Origin of the sequence: Nostoc sp. NMS8, assembly GCF_017115045.1 — a bacterium.
Classification (GTDB): domain Bacteria; phylum Cyanobacteriota; class Cyanobacteriia; order Cyanobacteriales; family Nostocaceae; genus Nostoc.
Genome location: NZ_JABXKK010000053.1, coordinates 1 through 18,905, shown reverse-complemented (window position 1 = coordinate 18,905; position 18,905 = coordinate 1). Strand labels below are relative to the sequence as shown.

Below are 18,905 nucleotides of genomic sequence, written 5' to 3'. Positions count from 1 at the left end.
AATCTTAATAATATGTCATATTATTCATCTCCTTCTTAAGACTGATTATTAGTAAAAAAATTAACTAGACTAGAATAGATGATTTAAGTATGATTAAGTATGATTTTCTCTCAGAAATTTGCGTTAGCAAAAAGGTATAAAAAATATGCCTTGATTAGTAAAGCTTTTAGTGACAGTAGACAGACTTTAGTTTTTGATAGCTGATGTTTGGAGAGCTTTAATCAACACTAATCATACTGTAGGTAGAGCCAAAACAAATGAGAAAATATTCAAAATAGAGTTACAAATATTAATATTTTCTGATCGTGGATGAAATCTTGTGTAGCTGCTCTTGGAGATGGAAAAATGGTTTTTATGGAAAGTAAACGCTTGCTCTTCGTTGCTGACTTTCCATCTGTACAGCAGGATAAAGACTTTTCTCAAACTTTAGTCCAAATACCACCGTCACCACATTGCGAAGTTTGTGTAATTGTTCCAGTTCGCAATGAAGCTCAGATGTTGGCAGCAACCCTTACTGCCCTGATACATCAAGTTGATCTACAAGGACAGCTTTTAGATCCCAGACGCTACGAGATAATTTTGTTGGCAAATAATTGTAGCGATGAGTCAGCAGCTATAGCCCGGAGTTTCGCCCAAGAACATCCAGATATAGCACTGCATGTAGTGGAAAAAACTCTGCCTCCGGCACAAGCCTATATTGGTCGAGTGCGTCAGATTTTAATGGATGAAGCATACCGCCGTTTGTGTAGCTTAGGACGTACAAGGGGGGTAATTGCTTCAACTGATGGAGACTCGCAGGTAAGCCCAACTTGGATTGCTGCCAATCTGTATGAAATTAACTGTGGTGCTGATGCTGTAGGTGGGCGAATTCTTGTTGAACGCACTGGTCGTGCGGATTTACACCCTTACGCCAGAGCTTGCTATCTGCGTGAAGTGGGCTACCGCTATTTAATTACTGAATTAGAAACTTATCTCGATCCCGACCCTGATGATAGATTTCCTAGACATTATCAACACTATGGAGCAAGTTTGGCAGTAACAGCAGAAATGTATGCACTGGCGGGAGGCTTACCACCAGTGCGGACTCCTGAAGATGTAGCTTTTTACCGTGCTTTGGTACGGGTAAATGCCCGTTTTCGCCATAGTTCTTTAGTGCGAGTAGTAACTTCGGCCAGACAAATTGGACGTACCAATGTTGGTTTAGCAAATCAGCTGAATGAATGGATAGAAATGGGACGGCAACAACAACCATTTGTAGTCGAGCCAGCAGGGGCTATCGAAACTCGTTTTGTTGCCCGCGGCCAATTACGAGTGATGTGGTGGTGCGTTCTTAATGGCTATCAGCCAGATCGTAAGAGCGTCGTATCCTTGGCAGAGATGCTGGGAGTTTCAGTCCAATGGCTTTTAGAAAAATTGACCCAACCTTATACCTTTGGTCAGTTGTTTGAACAAGTCGAAGAACGCCAGCAGTCAGAACAAATTTGGGCTTCGCGCTGGAAATTTGTGGAGATTGAACAAGCAATTGGAGACTTGCGCTTGCGTCTTGAGAGTTTACGGCTCACTCGGAGCAAACTCCAAAGAAATTCGACCCCGGATGATTTGGAACCACCTAAAGAGCTTTACCCTACGAAAAGCCTACAAAATGGGAGTCTTAAACCTTGATCTAAGCGCGTCACAGAACATCCCATCCCACAGATCGTTTTACCTCAGCAGAGGGCAGTTTTCCCTGAGCCTAAACTACTCTCTGCAATAACTGCCTTTTTTGGTAAAACTAAATATCAAAAAATAAGGCTCATTTTATAGAAGAGAACAGGACAAGAGGATTTGGGGACAATTCCCCTTGTCTGGTTCTTCAATTTTCAAACTCGCTCGAATAAATCAAGTCGATATTCTTCATCCCGTTGACCTTTTAAATGCCGCAGTTTATTTGGGGCCAACTCAAAAAATGAGTCATGAACTTCATCCCCACTTAATGGATAATCACGGGCATAGAGTGTCCAATGAACTAAAAGCAGATGCCCTCCAGGTTCCAGGTGTTCCAGAATGTACTGTTGGGATTTTTTCAAGTCTTCCCAGCACCAGTAATAGCCAACTTCCGAGACTAGGGTCAAATCAAACATCTCATCAGGATATTGCTCTGGAACACGCATAATCTGGAACTTGATATTGGAGAGATGCTGACAGCGCTCTTTTGCTCTATCCTGCGCCAGTTTTGAGACATCAATTGAGAGCAATGAGTCACAATGTTCTTGCAGTTTTTCAGTTAAAACACCAATGGAACCACCGATTTCAAAGGCAGACCGATAGCGGTCTTTGGGTAAAGCTGCGATTGTGGCAGCATATTTGTTAGCTTCGTAAACACTTGTCTCAAACTTCCACGGGTCTGGATTTTCGCTGTAGAGTTTATCAAAGTAGCTAGGTGGTAGGGAATTAGATTGTAACGGGTTCATCGATTTTCCTCTATATAAACTTCCCAAGGATGAGTAAAATTTGCTAACATTTCGGGAGTTAGGCGAAAGCCTTCTGGATCATCATCAATTAAGTCTGTAGTTTGGGAACGATAAGCAGCGATCGCTTGCTGTTTCAACTCCACTACTGCGCTAATATTCAATCGCCAAGTTGTCACCTCAAGAGGTACTGGCAGACTCTCTCGTTGGTCAAAGTCCCAATCCCAAATCGGATACTCAATCAATCGGGGGGATAAGGGCAAGTCATTCAGCACTGTGTGAATTAACTTCCACGTCGCTCGGTGGTCTGCATGAGGGTCATATCGCCAGGGTAAAAAGATAATTTGTGGGGCGATTTCTGTAATGTAAGCACGACAACTAGCTACTGCACTTTGATACTGTGTTGAAATTGACCCATCCTGCATTCTACAGAAGGTGACATCATTCACTTCTACACCCAACAATTTTAATGCTGATAGCGTTTCTGCTTCCCGCAGAGCTAGGAGTCTAGCTGCGGGATATTTCTGGGAACGAGGGTGTGAAAGAGTACCATCACTGATGACTAATACTTGCACATGACAATTTAAAGACCGTAATAGAGCGATCGCACCTCCACAACCTAATGTTTCATCATCAGGATGGGGTGCAACGATTAGCGCCGGACTACAAGCGATCTCGTTAACTGAACGCCAAGGCAAAACATTAGGATTGTGTAGTGGTAATGCGATCAAGCCGAATTCATTCATCATTCCAAAGTATTGAAGCCGGATTACTTTCATGCAACACATATTGCCCAACATTTGCCAAGGCTGCATCAAAAGCAGGTTGACGCAGATATAGAGTCAAATCTCGGATAATGCGTTCCATCGGATTTGGTGGTAGTAAGCCGCGAGTTCCAACAGAACGTTGACACAATTGCATCACATCAATGCAAATTTGTTCAATTGCTGTTCTGACCATGTTTGAATAGGCGACGAGTTGGTTTGCTTGTGGGTGGGTAACTGTAGGATCGCCACCAAACACTGGCGCGTAGGCTGCTACTCGATCCGCAGCCCCCCGCAGCCAGAGATTACCACTTTCAATGGTGATCGCCATTCTGCCAAGACGTTCCTGTTGATATGGATCGTTTGTATATTCCAACTTTTGCAGATACTGACGAGTTAGGTTAAACAGTGCTTCTGCCCCACCTAGTTGTACAGCAGCAAACCGAATCACCCCAACAGATAACCAAGGCTGTCGATAGTAATCTCCTGGCTGGCCGATTAAATAGCTCCGATTCAACTCGACACCGCTAAAATCCACTTTGTAACTAGCAGTAGCTCGCATCCCAGAAGGTTGCCACCAAGCGGGATCGCTAATTGTTGTCACTTCGTCCATTGGCACAATGCACATTTGCCAACCGCCTTCTGGCAATACTCCATTCACGAAAGGACGTTCAACATAGCCAGTACCAGTACAAAACGTTTTAGAACCTTCCAGCCGATAACGCCCATTCTCACAAGGAATTATCTTCACACCATCAGAGGCTTCAGCATTCCAAACGCCAAATATTTTCTGGCGATCGCGGGCATCATGAGCACAGCTTGCGATCTGTTCTATGGAACCAAAGGTCTGAATCAGTTGTAGGGCGTTGATATGTCCTTCATAAATTCGCCCAACTGCCAGATTGCCATGCCCTATCTGCTTTAATAGCATTAAAAGCTCGTAGGTAACATTAGCATCAATTCCTGCACCCCATCCGCCTAATTCTTTCGCCAATGGTGCAGCCAATAACCCAGCCTCAGCAATTAGCTCAAACTCTTGCTTGGGAAAAGCAGTATTGTAATCTATAGCAGTGGCATTGTTTAAACAATAATCCGCAATTTCTGTGGCACGTTTTAGATCCAGAGCAATGTTGGAACTATGCCATTTGGGGATGACCACATTCTTTAATAATTGGATGCTAATAACCGACTCCTTTCTGTAATATTTCTTTATATCTTGTTAATAGTAATTAAATTAAATCGGTTAGCATCTCTATCTTTTGTATGATTCTATACTCAACAAAAAGGGAGATTTAGGACAATGGACTACACTTTCATTTGAGATGCAATTTGCTGTTAATTTTCTTCATTCTCCCACATTAGACATCTCCGAAAAATGGAAGATAAACGGGGCATGGAAGGGCAAAAGTATCGGCTCAATTGCCCCTGGTGCTGTCCCAATGATTCGGACACTGCAACAACAGGGGGCAACACGAGAGAATATCATCGCCTTTATCAAAAGAGCGAAATCCAAAAAGACATCACCAAAATTAGATGTCTGCAAAAATTTTGATGACACAAAATTAAAACCAGTTCTTCCAGATTATGCACCGATCGCTGTAGTACTTTTCGCTGGTGGCGGCGGGATTGAAGCTGGTATGGTGCAAGCTGGTATTCGCCCAGTTATCGCAGTAGAGTTCGACCCAAGTAAACCAGAATTGAGTCGGGCGATCGCTTTCAACCATCACCGCAACTTTAGCGAGTACGGCTGTAGAGTCGTCCAGCTAACAGTTCAAGAAGTAGCGCGGTTAGGATTCATAGGTTTTCCCCGCCGCCCTGATTACCTCCACGCCTCCCCGGTGTGTGCCAACTTTAGCCAAGCCCACACAGCGAAAGCGGGTAAGGGCATTGAAACGGCTGATGATCTGACAGCTACGCTTGCTGTGGCAGAAGCCATCCGACAGTTACAGCCACGGGTGTTTACCCTAGAAAATGTCCTGCGCTATCAGAATAGTCAGAGTTTTGTCATCATCCTGTCAGCTTTGGAACTTAAGGGGTACTCGGTTGATTACAGCGTGGTAAATATGGCTGACTTTGGGTTGCCCCAGGCGCGGCGGCGGTTGGTTTTGGTTGCAAGTAGAGGTTGTCGCGTTGCTTTACCTTCGGGAACTACACCTTGCGGTTGGTATGAGGCGATCGCTCATCTCATTCCTACAATGGCTGATTCACAACTGCTGCCCAAACAGCAACAAGCTTTGGAGAAATTTTTAGCCGGAAATTCGCCAACACCACTGCTGATTGAAAGGGTTGGAGGACGTACAGAATCCAAGTGCAAACCTGGGCATTTACCCTGCAATACCATTTTGCGATCGCACTTCACAGATCACAAAGGCTGCAACCGGAGTAAATTCGCTGATATCTGGTTGCCTGGTGGTACGGTTAAATCCCTGTCAATTCAAGGTGCAGCCATTTTGCAGGGTTTTCCGTCTTGGTATGAGTTCCCGCCTGAGACTGCTACGGCTGGGTCAATCATCGGCTACTCCGTGCCTCCTTTGTTCGCTACTCAATTATTCACCTCAGTACAAAGTATTTTGAAAGCTGCAATTGTATGACTAACGGGACTTGCAATATTGTTGGTGGTTCACAGCAGGGACTTGACTAACTCCTACTTTTTTCCAAGGTTTCTACAGAATGACGAATTTCCAGATAGCGATGAAGATATTCAGTAATAATCCCATGCATGAATAAATCACGGGCAGCTTTGAAAGGACTGTTTGGTGCTAAAGGATGGCGATTTGTAATTAGATGATTCCAGTTATAATCATCAACAATTGTACTAATGTAGACGGCAAAATTTTCATCAAACTGTAGTGATAGTACTGCTCGTGTAAATTCATCACTAGTTAAACACAGGGAGTAAAATACTTTAAACAGTTCAATTGTTGATTCCAAGTCAAGAATCTTCCAAGGATAACGGGTGTCAAAATCTATATCTATTTTTATAGGCGTAATGCTATCGTAATTTAGTTTTCGTTGTTTGAGTTGTTCCAACCATTGGGGATTTGCTTGTTGCGCCTGGTGATAGTCAAGGACAAAGTTATAAAGAATCAGGTCATGCTCTAAAAAGGCATTTTTTTTAGCTAAGTCATCAACTGTACGTGGGTAAAGTTGAGATTTTTCTATCATTGGGTCAGGTCCGTTATCAATCAGGAAATTGATAATGCTTGACCCAAGACAGATGTGACGTACAATCAAATAACAAGCTTCTGGTGAGACAAAATGCTCGAGGAAAAATGCAGCAGATTTGTGCATCAAACCATGTGCATTAAACTGAAATGGCAGCAAGCGCTTGACAGTGATAATCAGTGCCAACAGCACATTTGCTAGCAGCTTAATAGGAATTAACAGATAGCGGCGAGTCCAAACTTGTAAGTCCCGAATCATGCAAGCTTTTGCAAGTGGGTCAACAGGAATCGCTGCATCCAAGTAGAGAGCATCCCAAACGTTGGGATCACGTCGATTATGTAGTTGTGATGTCCAAGGTTTAGGGGATTGGAATTCCTGGACTTCTGGTAGTTGCGTTGACTGGAGAATTTGTGAGGATAATATTTCTTTCATTACTTAATTTCTTCAAGTTGTAATTGATATAAGCGAGCAGTGACTTTACTTGTTTTAACAATCCCAGAGCATATTTCAGCAGTCATCCAGTCAGCATTAATAATTGACTGTAGTTTGTTAATATGGGATTGATCATTAGCACCGTGATAAGCTAAAAAAGAAACTTGGTCATCTCGCAAACCCAAAGTTTTCTGAATTAGGGAAGCCCACTGTGCAGCTAACTGATTTCCTAAACCTTCAATAATGAACATACTGCCAATCAGGTCAACTGGATTTTCCCGTGATGCCTGATGGAAAATAAACGCTGATAGCGCTTCCGAACCAATATTTTTTTGAGCCTCAACAATTTCTTCTAACACACCCCCAACTGACACATAGTTGCTTTCTAACATCTGATAGTCACGATGCTCATCTTGTGCATGACCAATAAAGGTAGAACGCAACTTAAAATCTGTCATATTCGATGCAGCACGAGCTATCCAACGCGCTCCCTCTACAACTTGAGGACGCAAATTACGTAACAAAGCTTTGTAGTCTTCTAAAGTAAACGCGCCCCGATGCAATTTGCGAACAATCGGTACAGAACGCAACTGGTGTTCAAACTCCAACCAGACTTGTGCTAATTGACGCAGTAAATCAGATGCAACCGAGTTTGGTTGTTCTGCTTGAATACTGTCCTGAGAAAAATTAACAGATGCAAATTGAATATTTTCTTTCCTTTGTTGGTTTAGGGAGAGTGAATTAGGGTGCAAGAAGTTAATTTCCTCGGTTGAATTACTATCTTGCAAAGAGTTATATTGTTCTGTTAGCCTGCTGAAGGCAACTGTTGATGCTTCTACTACACTCAGCATCATGTAAGCCGTTGTGTAGCGTCCACTCTCTGGTACAAAGCAGAAGATTTTTTGACCTGAGCGCAACTTACCCGAATAAAATAACTCTTCTAACATCAGGTAAATTGAGGCACAGCCAGTATTACCCCGTGTATAGAGGTTAGTAAACCATTTCTCTTGCGGAATCATACAATCAGCTTTTTGTAAAAGCTCAACTATTTTTCCTCGGAAGAAGTGAGAGGAGTAGTGGCACAAAAGCCAATCAATTTCCTTTGGTTCAACTCTTCGGGACTCAATCAACTTCAACCAACCTTCAACTCCCAATTTGATCACATCATCTAGTCTGCGGATATTTTGCCGCAAATTAATAGCTCCATTAGCAGCAGCATCAGCATAAGATGGATAATCCATCCAACTTTTTTGACCAGTTTCATCTTCTGTACCAGCATACATGCATAAAGGATAAGCATTAGCATGAGAAACTAGTTCAATCCACTCAATTTTTAAACTAATATTATTAGCTCTCGGCTGATTTTGAATTAAGAACGAGCCAGCACCATCTGAGAGCATCCAGCGAAGAAATTCAGTGTCAAAAGGTAATTTTTCTCCTCCATCTTGAAATCGAGATTGGGCTTCAAAGTGAGTGTGTTTAAATAAACGAGACGCTAGTTCGGACGCTACGGCAACAGCAACCTGCTTTTTCCCTAATTCGATTTGAGATGCTGCATACTTCAATGCAGCGATACCAGCACAACAAACGCCTTGATTTGAAGTAACTTCTAAAGAAGAAAACTCTGGTAATTCGCCATGTACCATACTGCCAAATCCGGGGATCAATAAATCAGACCAGCTAGTAGCACAAGCTAACAAATCAACCGCAGTCGATTCTAAATTCATCTTTAATAGTGCATCACGCACAGCAGTAGCAGCCATCTGGCTATTAAAATAGGTAGTGTTCTGCTGTCGGTCAAGGGCATAGTAACGTTGTTGAATACCATTACTTTGAAGGATGCGATGTCTGGCTTTAGAAGCCTGTCCGCCTATTTTACCCAAGTAGTCTTCTATCTGATCGTTGCTAATGGGTTTCCCAGGTAAAAATTTACCGATACTGTTGATATAAGCGCTGTTCATAGTAAAAGCTCTTTGTAAATTAGTAGATAGCTATACTCAAGCTTTGAGCATAAAAATATGTGATAATTTACCCTTTGTAAATAAGCATTTTTTGAGGAAATCAGGAAAAAAAAGCTTTAGATGGCAATAAACTATCTAGTTAAAGTATGGAATTATACTGGAAGTCTTTTCCAAATATTGTGACAGTTTGATGAACGCACGTTTAAAGTCACTCTAACTCATCAATGGGATTGAATAAAATACAAATTATATTCTCTAAATATTGTGACAGTTTGATGAACGCACGTTTAAAGCCACTCAAATTCATCAATGATATCCCTAAATTAGTTACAGTTAGTGGTGTCGCAGTTAAAGACACTAGCACAGTTGCACTGAACAAGGTGAAGCCGTAAAGCCTATTTCTAAGTAAAGCAAAGAAAAGGTGATACACCAAAATATTCCTTAATCCTGTAACTAAATGATGAATGTCTTACTCTTTTATATAGGAAACATATTTGATTTCTGAAAAAAACTACGAGATAATACTTAGAGATATCTCTGTCTAACAGTAAACAATGACAAACCAGTATCTACAAGCCGCGATCGCAGAACTACAAGAATTTATAGATTATCGCCCAGATGCGCGTGAAGTGAGAAAAGCGTTGGCAGTCAAACTGGTTTATCAAGGCTACAAATATGAGGAAATTCAAACGATTTTAGATGTGTCAGTTGGTTCAATAACAAGTTGGAAGCAAAGCTATGAAGAATATGGAATTTCGGGACTGCGCCTGAACCATAAAGGCAGGAAAAGCTACTTAACTGCTCAACAACGAGAAGAAATTTTAAGCTGGTTGCAAACGAAGGAATGTTGGGAAATTGGCGAACTCGAATATAAATTGGCTTTTGAATATGATCTAACTTATGAGTCAAAACGGAGCTATTACGACTTATTTGAGGCGGCAGGAATTAGTTGGAAGAAAACTACTTCTTTGAATCCAAAAGCTGACGAGGTCGCTGTTGCTGCAAAAAAAAAAGAGATTGAAACACTGATGTCTTGGCATCGGGAGGAAATCGAAACAGGAAAGTTGAAAGTATTACTACTTGATGAATGTCATTTAATGTGGGGAGATTTAAGCGGATATGTCTGGGGGAAAACTGACCAAGAGATACCAGTGAGAGTTGTTAATGTACGAGATAAACAGACATATTACGGGGCAGTTGACTATCTTCTGGGAGGCTTACTGCTCAAAGCATATAACGCAGGTAACTCAGAAAATACGATTGATTATCTACGTTATTTATTAGATCAATCCCCCAACCAAAGATTACTTCTTTTTTGGGATGGTGCTTCTTACCATCGTTCACATCTGGTTCAAAACTTTTTAGCCGAGATCAATCTTGGTTTGTCTCAAGAGCAGTGGAAAATTCATTGCGTTCGTTTTGCCCCTAATTGCCCATCACAAAATCCAATTGAGGATATTTGGTTACAAGCTAAAACCTGGGTGCGGCGTTTCTGTGCTTTGATTCCTTCGTTCTCTCATCTTAAATGGATGTTTGAGTGGTTTCTCCGACACACTACCTTTGATTTTACCACTCTTCAAATGTACGGAGCTTTTTCAGAAATCAAATACTAGTCCTATACCGCTCTTTTACCGTGACCAACTTTTTCCATTGAGTGTCCGCGATACAAATTTTTAGGCTTAATCATTTTTCTTAATCATCTTTATAGAATATTATAAACTGTCGCTCAATAATAAGAGTAGTTTGATTTTCTATGATGGCTGCTGATCGAGGGGATTAGCATAACTGTAGTGTTAAGTTTGTAGTGAGAACATGGCATTAATTAAATTAGGTTTATTTCCGCGTATATAGAGCATAACAAAAAGGTTTCTTCGCTTAAAAGTGCGGTTTGAGGTGATTATCCCGAAATTAGAATAACTTCAGGCTCTTGCCAATGGCTCCTCACCAATTCCCAGTTCCTTCTTACTATGCTTTAACTGTTTCCAAAGTTCTTTAATTTGCTGGTAAGCCTCTTTGGGGTCAAGCTTACCATTGCTTTCCAAACTGGTGATAATGGCAACTTTTTGAGCAAATTCTTGCAAGTTAGCATTAAACACTAAGTTTTCTGGTTTAACTTGTCCGTAGTAGCGACCACGAGGGGAAAGGAATTTATCTTTGTCTTCCTCATGAGACTGATTCATGACCTCACCTCCCTACTAATAAGTTTTCACCAATAATGTCAATCCAGTTTCAACTATCTCCTTAGCCAAATGGCTGTTTGGAAATATAGTTAGCGATTGCTAGAATCATGTCCAAAATCGTCAAATGTAAAGTGAAGAATTTTAGCCATTTAGCTTTTTGGCTGACAGATGGCCTTGCCATGAAGCTAAAAATAGCTTAAGAGTCTAATCTTATTCACACTGTTGAAGCGTTAAAAGATCAACTATCCCAATTCTTCAAGAATTGGAAGATAGTTCAGACACACAATTGCAATCATTGATGAGCTTGTGAAATGCTTACGACGGTAGCAGCTAGAGTTTTGTGTTTTACGCAGAAATAACGAAACTATATTGAAACTGCCGTCATACAAGAGTTAAGCGCCAGCATCAACAGCATCCACGATGTAACTCAGTCAGATGTGTGATCAATCATTGGTTTACATTCGTCACTCTGCCGCATACCATCATTACCCCAAATAAATCCACACAGGGGCAGTTATGTGCGATGGCGGCGTATCCACCCATCATAGGTGATCCCTTCTCAAGAGTGAAGTACGCTCAAGGCTGTCGTGAAGTACCGCAAACTATTACAATGGCGGCGATCGCCTTGTTAGTCGGTGACATTGATCAGCGCCCTTTCCCTTTCAACATGAACCCCTTTTCCCAATCTTTACCCACCTTTTACTTGGGTTGGCAGGCTATTAGACTTGCATCTATACAATTAAATAAGGTATCGCTCACTCCGATACGTTGACTACTAGCATACGCACTCTAATATTTTACATCCGTAATCTTGCTAAGTTAATTACACTCTAATTTTTCAGCAGAATTTTAATTTTGAAGCAAAACAAGGGAACTCTAGGTAAGAGTTGATTATTGTTGCGTTTAGTATCATTATGGCTTCTCAGAATCAAGGCTCAGATTCTCAGAGAATTATTGCTATCACCGTTGAAAAAATCCGTCAATCTCTTGACTTAGAATATATTTTTCAGACAACTACTCAAGAAATTAGGCAATTGTTCAACTCTGACCGTGTAATTTTATATCGTTTCAATCCAGATTGGAGTGGAAAAGTTGTCTCTGAATCCTTAGTACAAGGGTGGTTGCCTCTAATTCAGCAGCAAGTGGCTCAACCAGAATTAGTAGAAAACATTAGTGAATGTAACTTGAAAAATTTATCTATTCCTCCAATTGTAGATACTTATTTACAAGATACACAGGGAGGCCACTTTTCTCAAAATGAAACTTATCGTGTTTGTGACGATGTTTACAGTGCTGGCTTTAATAAATGCTACCTCCAAATTTTAGAGCAATGCCAGGCAAAAGCTTACGTGATTACTGCTATTTATCAAAGTCAACAACTTTGGGGGCTGCTAGCAGTTTACCAAAACGATGCACCTCGAAAATGGCAAACAGATGAAGTATATATACTTAGCCAAATTGCTTCTCAGCTAGGTGTAGCATTACAGCAAGCAGAATTACTCAAACAAACTCAAAGTCAGAAAGAAGAACTTGCCACAACTCTCAAAGAGTTACAGCAGACTCAAGCTCAGTTAATTCAAAATGAGAAAATGGTCAGTTTGGGGCAATTAGTAGCTGGAATTGCCCATGAAATTAACAACCCAGTCAGCTTTATTTACGGCAACCTGAAATCGGCTGATGAATACACCCAAAATTTGTTTTCACTATTAGACATCTACCAAAAACATTATCCACAATCAATTGCGGTAATTGAGGAATTTACAAACCTGATTGAACTAGATTTTTTAAGGTCCGACTTCCCCAAATTATTCAAATCGATGATGATGGGAGCAGAGCGAATTCGAGATATTGTTCTTTCTCTGCGGACTTTTTCACGCTTAGATGAAGCTTTCATGAAAGCAGTTAACATACATGAGGGAATTGATAGTACATTGATGATCATCCAAAGCCGCCTCAACTCTACTAGAGAGCATCCGCAAATTGAGTTGATCAAAGAATACGGTAATCTCCCTTTGATTGAGTGTTATCCTGGGCAGCTAAACCAAGTCTTTCTGAATATTTTAGTAAATGCAATCGATGCTTTAGAAGATTCAGCCCTTAAAGGTCGATGGGCAACAAAAAAATTCAATATGATGGATAATCCCCGAATTTATATTCGCACCCAATTGCTGGAACCAGCTCAAGCCACAATTCGCATTGCCGATAATGGTCTGGGAATACCATCCGATACTTTAAAGCAAATATTTAATCCTTTTTTTACAACCAAGCCTGTTGGACAAGGTACTGGAATGGGGCTGGCTATTAGTCACCAAATTATCACACAAAGGCATGGCGGTTCTTTAGAATGTATTTCGCAACCGGGAGTTGGTGCTGAGTTTATCATTCGTATTCCCCTTCAGCAACTTGTGTCGGCGCAGCCTCTATAAGAGTTGTATGTAGAAGTCTAGCCTACACCTACGCTAAAATATGATGTTCCCATTCTGAAATAATGGCAATTGAATCGCTTGTAACTGTTTGGCGTTATCCAAATTGGACAAGGAAATCCCCAACAATCTGATACTACGATTCTCCAGTTCAATTGATAAAAACAGTGTTTTGGCTATCTTAAAAATCGTATCAAGTTCACTAATAGGAGCAAGCATTGTCTTACTGCGGGTTAATTGCTGATAGTCAGAAAATTTGACTTTCAAGGTTAATGTGCGTCCTCGCGTTTGGTGCTGCTCTAAGCGTTGCTCCACAATTTGGGCAATCTGTTCGAGTTCTTGCAACATTTCACTATGGTCACTTAAATCTCTAGCAAACGAGGTTTCTGCACCAATCGACTTCCGAACTCGATTCGCCTCAACTGGACGGTCATCTTCTGCCCTGGCAATTTTGTAGTAATAATGACCTGCTTTCCCAAAATGGTGTGTTAACTCCAAGGGCAAACGCTCTTTCAAATCTGCGCCAGTGTGGATGCCAAGTGAATGCATCTTCGCCGCCGTAACTTCTCCAATCCCGTGAAACTTTTCAATCGGCAGCTGTTCTACAAAGGCGATCGCTTGCTCTGGCAAAATCACTGTTAGTCCATTCGGCTTGTTCTGCCCTGATGCCATTTTTGCAAGAAACTTGTTAATCGACACACCCGCAGTTGCCGTTAACTTCGTTTCTTCAAAAATTGCAGTTTTGATGTGTCTTGCGATAGTAGAAGCGTAGGTGATGTTTTGCTTATTCTCAGTCACATCAAGGTATGCTTCATCTAATGCAACTCCTTCCACTAAATCACTGTAGCGTTTGAATATGGCGTGGATTGCTGCGGAAATCTCTCGGTAAACGTCGAATCTCGGTCTGACGAATATCAGTCCGGGGCATTTGGCAAAAGCGGTTACTGAGGGCATCGCAGAGTGAATGCCAAACTTACGAGCTTCATAACTGGCTGCTGCAACTACGCCTCGCTGATTCGGACTGCCACCGACTACTAACGGTTTTCCTCGGTAGCTAGGGTTATCCCTCTGTTCCACCGATGAGTAAAAGGCATCCATATCAACGTGAACTATCTTTCTCACTTGAAAGCAGAGTGAAGCATTAGAAAGTTAGGCTAATCGGTGCTTAGTAACAATACTATATTACCAGTCTTATAGTACATTAGCACTACTTGGTTCAAATACCATATCTGCATTATTCCCCAACGAATTTCTGTTCTAATTCTTCAATTCGAGCCACAAGGGGAGCCATCATAGCTTCAACCTCGGTAGCAGAATAACGGATAGGAATGTGTTGAGAACAATTCTCACTCAAAGCTTCTACATGAAATAGAATAGCTCGCTCAACTTTTGCTGGATAGCCAGGGATGCGAAGTCGCTCAATTAAAGCACTATCCCCTTCAACATATTCTGCCTTACCCCAAACTTTGATACGTCTGCGTTGGCGGTAATCCATCAGGAACAGAAATGCTTTTGCTTCCCCTTCAAGGTTGCCTACGGTAATGTACTGCACATTCCCAGAAAAATCGGCGAATCCCAGGGTTTTCTCATTCAACACTTTCAAGAAACCGGGCGCTCCTCCACGAAACTGGATATAGGGATAGCCATTGGAACTGACTGTTCCCAAATAAAACCCATCCAAATGAGCAATAAATTCGGCAATTTCTAGTGTAATTAAATCATTGGCAGGGCCGTTGGCAATATAGCGTTCATAGGTTTGTCGTGATCCCCGTTGTGACTGGGCAGCTTCAACTTCTGGAGTAAAAGCAATTTCTCCAAATTTGCGTGGCATAGTGCGCTCCTAAACTCTAGCAGGTTCTTCAATACCAATCATTCCAATAAAACCGGGGAGATGCTTGAGCCGTTCAATCCAGGCTTGAACATGAGCATAGGGTTCGAGAGAAATCTTACCATCGTTCGCGAGGGCGATGTATGGAAATACAGCAACATCGGCAATCGTAGGATGTCCCAACTCTAGCCATTCACCTTCTGCTAAATGATTATTAAGTTGTGTGAGGATAAACTCTGATTTTTGATTCACTCGTTCTAGATTGATGTCAGTAGCTTTGAACAGGTGATATAAACGTGCCGATTCCGGGCCAAGCCGAACTTCTCCCGCAGTTGTAGATAACCAGCGAATTACACGACTCATCGGCTCTGGCTCCAGAGGCAACCACCCTTCTGTGCCATACTGTCGAGCTAAATAAACTAGAATTGCTTGAGCATCTGCCAATATAGTATTTCCATCAACCAAAACTGGCACTTGACCAAAAGAATTGAGTGCTAAAAATTCTGGCTGTTTGTGCGCTCCTCTAGGCAAATCAACTTTTACCCATTCGTAATCTAAGCCTAATAGCGACAACATTAGTTTTACTTTATAGCTGTTGCCAGAGAGTTCATAACCGTAAAGCTGAATCATAGATTAATCCTTCAGATGAGATAAGAACGAACAAGTTTAATCAAAGAAATTAAGTGGCACTTCCTATCTCATTTTTGTACCGTTCGTTCGGTATATAGTCACTGTACCGAACGAACGGTATAATGTCAATATGTGTTTTTCTCAACTCTTACAATGCCCAAAGAAACATATATTCCATATCTCATACAGCTGTTTCGCCAATTCGGGTATGATGGCGCAACTCTATCTAAAATTTCTGAAGCTACTGGGCTTGGTAAGGCCAGCCTTTATCATCACTTTCCTGGCGGTAAGGATGAAATGGTTGAGACAGTGCTAGATTTTCTTCAACAGTGGTTAGCCCAAAACATATTGACAGCACTTACCTCCCAAGGTGATACGCTAACACGATTACAAAGAATGTGCGATCGCCTGAGCGAACTTTATGAAGGAGGACACCAACCCTGTATGTCTGCCATTTTATTAATGGGTTCAGCCCGTGATCTCTTTCACACTAGAGTTAATGCTTTTTTCTGTATCTGGATTAATGCGATTGCTAATGTTTTAATCGAAGGTGGTATGGATGAAGAACTCGCCAAATATCGAGGGGAAGATGCAGTGATTGCTATTCAAGGTTCCCTAATTTTGTCACAAGGGTTGAATGATCCATCTCTTTTTATGCGTGTTATTCAACAACTACCTAGACAACTTTGTACTCCAAAGCCAGGGCTGCAAAAAGACGATTAATGCTGACACGCTGGATGCTGGGTATATTGGCTATTAACGTAATCAATTAATGATTGGTTATCATCAAAAAAGGCACCATAGTAAATCCCTTGCAGACGAACGGTTTTATAGTCTCGCCAGTAACAGGTTAGCTTTCGGTTTACCCCTCAGGCCACTTGTATGAGAAAAACTGCCCTGGGCAAGGAGTTCAGAGCAGCGCTTGTAAAAAAATATTAAATAAGGGAGTTTTAAGTCTTGTCCCTGTTTTACACATAATTCGTTTGGTATGTAATATTCTTCAGCTAAATTTTTGTACTTTATGCAGAAAGAACTAAAAATCTTGAAACTTTTATCCTATAAGGATTAGACCGAATATAACCCCATGATTTGTGTTTGTGTAAACCACTGGTTATCACGCATTTGGTCAAGTGCATTACCCCAAGAGAGCAATTGTAAGCTGTGGAGTCCGGTGTACCAAGGGGCAGCAGTAAAAGCGATCGCCAATTGACTTATTTATTGAAGTAAAATGCCGACCAATGGTCGGCAAAAGGCGATCCCTTATGCTGTAGCTGGAGTACCAAAATATCGAGTAGCACATCAGTAAGTAACATATCTGTATTTAAGAGCCTCTTTTCTTACACATACTCACTTAATCTAGTTTGCTCTCTGTGGCGATGGCTCAAGCGCCCGATGTAGGCGATGGCAACTCCAGTACAAGTCTACAACCTCGTTTTGCGGCGATGGCAACCGGGAGTGGTGAAAGATTACTCTTCGCCAGGGGGTTTTCTGGAGGTGCGCTGTGGGGGGCGGGTGCTTTTTATGTGTTCAATGGGGAATGTGTGGCGGTAGAGAGTTGGAGTGGGTGAGGAGAGAGATGTACTAAACTTTACTGTGGAGTAGTAAAAATCATCTACTTGCCACGCAGTTTCTGAAGTTTTGGTTACTTCTGGGTAGCAGTTGGCTTGCGAACGGTCGCAGCAGTTATACGATCAACCAATCCTGGCATAATTAGCTTTGCCCAAGGGAGTATTTTACCTTTCAACGTCATGATGTGTTCTCTTTTACGCTGCTCCATCGCCCAAATAATTTGATCTACACACTCATCTACTGACATATTGCCTTGCGTTTCATCACGCGGACTTTTGCCTAATGGTTTACCATCTGCTCCCAAAGCTCGTTGCCGAATATCTGTGGCGACAAACCCTGGTGAAACAACCAATACATCTACTCCTGTTGAGCGCAATTCCATCCGCAATGTATCAAAGAAGCCTTGCATGGCGTGTTTACTGGCAACATAACCTGTACGAGTTGGAACACCTGTTTTGCCACAAATTGAAGAAATCGCCACTAATAGTCCTCGACTAGCTTTTAGGTAGGGTAGGGCATAATGACTACAATAGACCGCACCTAAATAGTTGACCTGCATTACCCGCTCAAAAATTGATAAATCTGTCACTTCATCAAAGCACGTCAGCATTCCAATTCCGGCATTGTTGATCAAAATATCAATCTGCCCAAATACGGTAATTGCTCTCTCTATCAACTGCTGGCAAGCTTCTGTTTGAGTTACGTCTGTAGCTACTGCAATCACCTTGTGTGTATGCTTTGTGCAAGCAGTCAGTGTCTGTTCTAATCCTTCTTGATTACGAGCCGCTAGGACTAAATTTGCATCTTGTTGGGCTAACGAGATTGCCAGCTTTCGCCCAATCCCTGCTGATGCACCTGTGAGAACAATGGTTTTATTAGCAAAGCTCATAATGAATGTTTCCAGTCAGAAGATTGCCTATTGTAGAGCTTTATATTATCAGTCAATTTGCTTTTTTCTTTACAGCTAGGCGAAGATTTGGGGGATTAGTCAGCATTTGAAATGCTGGCTGTTCTTTGGGGGTTATCCTTCTCTGGTTCTGGCACAAACCCGAAATAAATCCCTAGCCTTCGTGGGTGGATCGTGGGCGTAGTCGATTATTCGTTTGTAATTTGGCTGGAGATTTATTTTTATGGATCTCCCCTACTGGGGCGGTTGATGCCTGTGTTGGGTAATGGTTTCCTGTAATCTTTATACTTTTACTGGTATTTATGTCATTGAGCAGTTTTGTTCCAACTTCTCTGCTTCACTTGATTAAAATGCCCGAATCAAAGTACCTAGAGTTGGTGCGCCTAAAACTGAAGAAGCTAAATTTCCTGGAATATTCCCATCAATTATCCAGCAGTCAATCCCTAAACTAGAAAGAGTCAAAAACTCTTCAACTTTCTTAGCCATCCCACCAGTAACATCTACTGATTTGCTCTTACCCAAGAAAGGTTTAATCTGAGAATAATTAGCTTGAGTAATATTGGAAACTACTTGCCCCTCTTGGTCATATACACCTGCAT

At 41.6% G+C, this 18,905-nt stretch carries 17 protein-coding genes and 2 pseudogenes; 7 read left to right on the top strand and 12 right to left on the bottom strand.

Going from position 1 to position 18,905, the window contains the following annotated elements:
- Nucleotides 1-354: 354 nt before the first annotated feature.
- The gene (locus HWQ39_RS10210; RefSeq protein ID WP_292843866.1) at nt 355-1,662 is read left to right on the top strand and encodes a glycosyltransferase family A protein; all 1,308 of its coding nucleotides are present in this window, start codon (nt 355-357) and stop codon (nt 1,660-1,662) included.
- Nucleotides 1,663-1,859: 197 nt separating this feature from the next.
- Here the strand turns inward: HWQ39_RS10210 and HWQ39_RS10205 are convergent, their stop codons facing one another.
- The 3 genes from HWQ39_RS10205 to HWQ39_RS10195 are packed head-to-tail and all read right to left on the bottom strand — an operon-like array spanning nt 1,860 to nt 4,370.
- A complete protein-coding gene (locus HWQ39_RS10205; RefSeq protein WP_292843865.1) occupies nt 1,860-2,450 on the bottom strand; it encodes an SAM-dependent methyltransferase in 591 nt (196 codons plus the stop codon).
- Complete coding sequence (locus HWQ39_RS10200; protein ID WP_292843864.1) at nt 2,447-3,196, bottom strand: PIG-L family deacetylase; 750 nt, start codon at nt 3,194-3,196, stop codon at nt 2,447-2,449. The genes HWQ39_RS10205 and HWQ39_RS10200 overlap by 4 nt, the downstream gene beginning before the upstream one ends.
- Nucleotides 3,186-4,370 carry an acyl-CoA dehydrogenase family protein gene (locus HWQ39_RS10195; RefSeq protein ID WP_292843862.1) on the bottom strand — a complete coding sequence of 395 codons (1,185 nt, stop codon included), beginning with the start codon at nt 4,368-4,370 and terminating at the stop codon, nt 3,186-3,188. The genes HWQ39_RS10200 and HWQ39_RS10195 overlap by 11 nt, the downstream gene beginning before the upstream one ends.
- Nucleotides 4,371-4,533: 163 nt before the next feature.
- On the opposite strand from HWQ39_RS10195, the gene HWQ39_RS10190 reads away from it, so the two are divergent.
- Entirely contained in the window at nt 4,534-5,802 is a 1,269-nt protein-coding gene (locus HWQ39_RS10190; RefSeq protein WP_292843860.1) for a DNA cytosine methyltransferase, read from the top strand.
- 46 nt (nt 5,803-5,848) lie between these two features.
- On the opposite strand, the gene HWQ39_RS10185 is transcribed toward HWQ39_RS10190, so the two are convergent.
- A complete protein-coding gene (locus tag HWQ39_RS10185) occupies nt 5,849-6,808 on the bottom strand; it encodes a hypothetical protein (protein ID WP_292843858.1) in 960 nt (319 codons plus the stop codon).
- Nucleotides 6,808-8,769 (bottom strand): beta-ketoacyl-ACP synthase III, encoded by a 1,962-nt coding sequence (locus tag HWQ39_RS10180; protein ID WP_292843856.1) that lies wholly within the window; start codon nt 8,767-8,769, stop codon nt 6,808-6,810. The genes HWQ39_RS10185 and HWQ39_RS10180 overlap by 1 nt, the downstream gene beginning before the upstream one ends.
- A gap of 554 nt (nt 8,770-9,323) precedes the next feature.
- Between HWQ39_RS10180 and HWQ39_RS10175 the strand changes: the two genes are divergently transcribed.
- The gene (locus HWQ39_RS10175; RefSeq protein ID WP_366932251.1) at nt 9,324-10,382 is read left to right on the top strand and encodes an IS630 family transposase; all 1,059 of its coding nucleotides are present in this window, start codon (nt 9,324-9,326) and stop codon (nt 10,380-10,382) included.
- Between the two features lie 306 nt (nt 10,383-10,688).
- Here the strand turns inward: HWQ39_RS10175 and HWQ39_RS10170 are convergent, their stop codons facing one another.
- Nucleotides 10,689-10,949 carry a hypothetical protein gene (locus tag HWQ39_RS10170; RefSeq protein ID WP_292843854.1) on the bottom strand — a complete coding sequence of 87 codons (261 nt, stop codon included), beginning with the start codon at nt 10,947-10,949 and terminating at the stop codon, nt 10,689-10,691.
- A gap of 439 nt (nt 10,950-11,388) precedes the next feature.
- On the opposite strand from HWQ39_RS10170, the gene HWQ39_RS10165 reads away from it, so the two are divergent.
- Both HWQ39_RS10165 and HWQ39_RS10160 read left to right on the top strand, forming a co-directional pair.
- Nucleotides 11,389-11,721 carry a hypothetical protein gene (locus tag HWQ39_RS10165; protein WP_292843852.1) on the top strand — a complete coding sequence of 111 codons (333 nt, stop codon included), beginning with the start codon at nt 11,389-11,391 and terminating at the stop codon, nt 11,719-11,721.
- A gap of 142 nt (nt 11,722-11,863) precedes the next feature.
- Complete coding sequence (locus HWQ39_RS10160; RefSeq protein ID WP_292843850.1) at nt 11,864-13,375, top strand: ATP-binding protein; 1,512 nt, start codon at nt 11,864-11,866, stop codon at nt 13,373-13,375.
- 33 nt (nt 13,376-13,408) lie between these two features.
- Here HWQ39_RS10160 and dinB read toward each other — a convergent pair whose 3' ends face one another.
- The 3 genes from dinB to HWQ39_RS10145 form a co-directional block, all read right to left on the bottom strand.
- Nucleotides 13,409-14,494 carry a DNA polymerase IV gene (gene dinB, locus HWQ39_RS10155; RefSeq protein WP_292843848.1) on the bottom strand — a complete coding sequence of 362 codons (1,086 nt, stop codon included), beginning with the start codon at nt 14,492-14,494 and terminating at the stop codon, nt 13,409-13,411.
- 112 nt (nt 14,495-14,606) lie between these two features.
- The gene (locus tag HWQ39_RS10150; protein WP_292843846.1) at nt 14,607-15,203 is read right to left on the bottom strand and encodes a pyridoxamine 5'-phosphate oxidase family protein; all 597 of its coding nucleotides are present in this window, start codon (nt 15,201-15,203) and stop codon (nt 14,607-14,609) included.
- Nucleotides 15,204-15,212: 9 nt separating this feature from the next.
- On the bottom strand, nt 15,213-15,830 hold the full coding sequence (locus HWQ39_RS10145; RefSeq protein WP_094344691.1) for a glutathione S-transferase family protein: 618 nt from the start codon (nt 15,828-15,830) through the stop codon (nt 15,213-15,215).
- Between the two features lie 153 nt (nt 15,831-15,983).
- Between HWQ39_RS10145 and HWQ39_RS10140 the strand changes: the two genes are divergently transcribed.
- On the top strand, nt 15,984-16,553 hold the full coding sequence (locus HWQ39_RS10140) for a TetR/AcrR family transcriptional regulator (RefSeq protein ID WP_292843845.1): 570 nt from the start codon (nt 15,984-15,986) through the stop codon (nt 16,551-16,553).
- A gap of 26 nt (nt 16,554-16,579) precedes the next feature.
- Here HWQ39_RS10140 and HWQ39_RS10135 read toward each other — a convergent pair.
- Nucleotides 16,580-16,703 (bottom strand): annotated as a pseudogene (locus HWQ39_RS10135) (ISKra4 family transposase); the annotation flags it as partial.
- Nucleotides 16,704-17,206: 503 nt separating this feature from the next.
- Here HWQ39_RS10135 and HWQ39_RS10130 point away from each other — a divergent pair.
- Nucleotides 17,207-17,398 (top strand): hypothetical protein, encoded by a 192-nt coding sequence (locus HWQ39_RS10130; protein WP_292843843.1) that lies wholly within the window; start codon nt 17,207-17,209, stop codon nt 17,396-17,398.
- A 74-nt stretch (nt 17,399-17,472) separates the two neighbouring features.
- Here HWQ39_RS10130 and HWQ39_RS10125 read toward each other — a convergent pair whose 3' ends face one another.
- Together HWQ39_RS10125 and HWQ39_RS10120 are read right to left on the bottom strand one after the other, a co-directional pair.
- Nucleotides 17,473-18,288, bottom strand: coding sequence for an SDR family oxidoreductase (locus tag HWQ39_RS10125; protein ID WP_292843841.1), 816 nt, complete (start codon nt 18,286-18,288; stop codon nt 17,473-17,475).
- A 363-nt stretch (nt 18,289-18,651) separates the two neighbouring features.
- Nucleotides 18,652-18,905: pseudogene (locus tag HWQ39_RS10120) on the bottom strand (hypothetical protein); the annotation flags it as partial.

Coding starts and splice junctions, on each gene's coding strand:
- HWQ39_RS10205 (WP_292843865.1), bottom strand. CDS start 2,450: ATGAACCCGTTACAATCTAATTCCCTACCACCTAGCTACTTTGATAAA.
- HWQ39_RS10200 (WP_292843864.1), bottom strand. CDS start 3,196: ATGATGAATGAATTCGGCTTGATCGCATTACCACTACACAATCCTAAT.
- HWQ39_RS10190 (WP_292843860.1), top strand. CDS start 4,534: ATGCAATTTGCTGTTAATTTTCTTCATTCTCCCACATTAGACATCTCC.
- HWQ39_RS10145 (WP_094344691.1), bottom strand. CDS start 15,830: ATGATTCAGCTTTACGGTTATGAACTCTCTGGCAACAGCTATAAAGTA.
- HWQ39_RS10150 (WP_292843846.1), bottom strand. CDS start 15,203: ATGCCACGCAAATTTGGAGAAATTGCTTTTACTCCAGAAGTTGAAGCT.
- HWQ39_RS10130 (WP_292843843.1), top strand. CDS start 17,207: ATGGCTCAAGCGCCCGATGTAGGCGATGGCAACTCCAGTACAAGTCTA.
- HWQ39_RS10180 (WP_292843856.1), bottom strand. CDS start 8,769: ATGAACAGCGCTTATATCAACAGTATCGGTAAATTTTTACCTGGGAAA.
- HWQ39_RS10125 (WP_292843841.1), bottom strand. CDS start 18,288: ATGAGCTTTGCTAATAAAACCATTGTTCTCACAGGTGCATCAGCAGGG.
- HWQ39_RS10140 (WP_292843845.1), top strand. CDS start 15,984: ATGCCCAAAGAAACATATATTCCATATCTCATACAGCTGTTTCGCCAA.
- HWQ39_RS10175 (WP_366932251.1), top strand. CDS start 9,324: ATGACAAACCAGTATCTACAAGCCGCGATCGCAGAACTACAAGAATTT.
- HWQ39_RS10210 (WP_292843866.1), top strand. CDS start 355: ATGGAAAGTAAACGCTTGCTCTTCGTTGCTGACTTTCCATCTGTACAG.
- HWQ39_RS10170 (WP_292843854.1), bottom strand. CDS start 10,949: ATGAATCAGTCTCATGAGGAAGACAAAGATAAATTCCTTTCCCCTCGT.
- HWQ39_RS10185 (WP_292843858.1), bottom strand. CDS start 6,808: ATGAAAGAAATATTATCCTCACAAATTCTCCAGTCAACGCAACTACCA.
- HWQ39_RS10160 (WP_292843850.1), top strand. CDS start 11,864: ATGGCTTCTCAGAATCAAGGCTCAGATTCTCAGAGAATTATTGCTATC.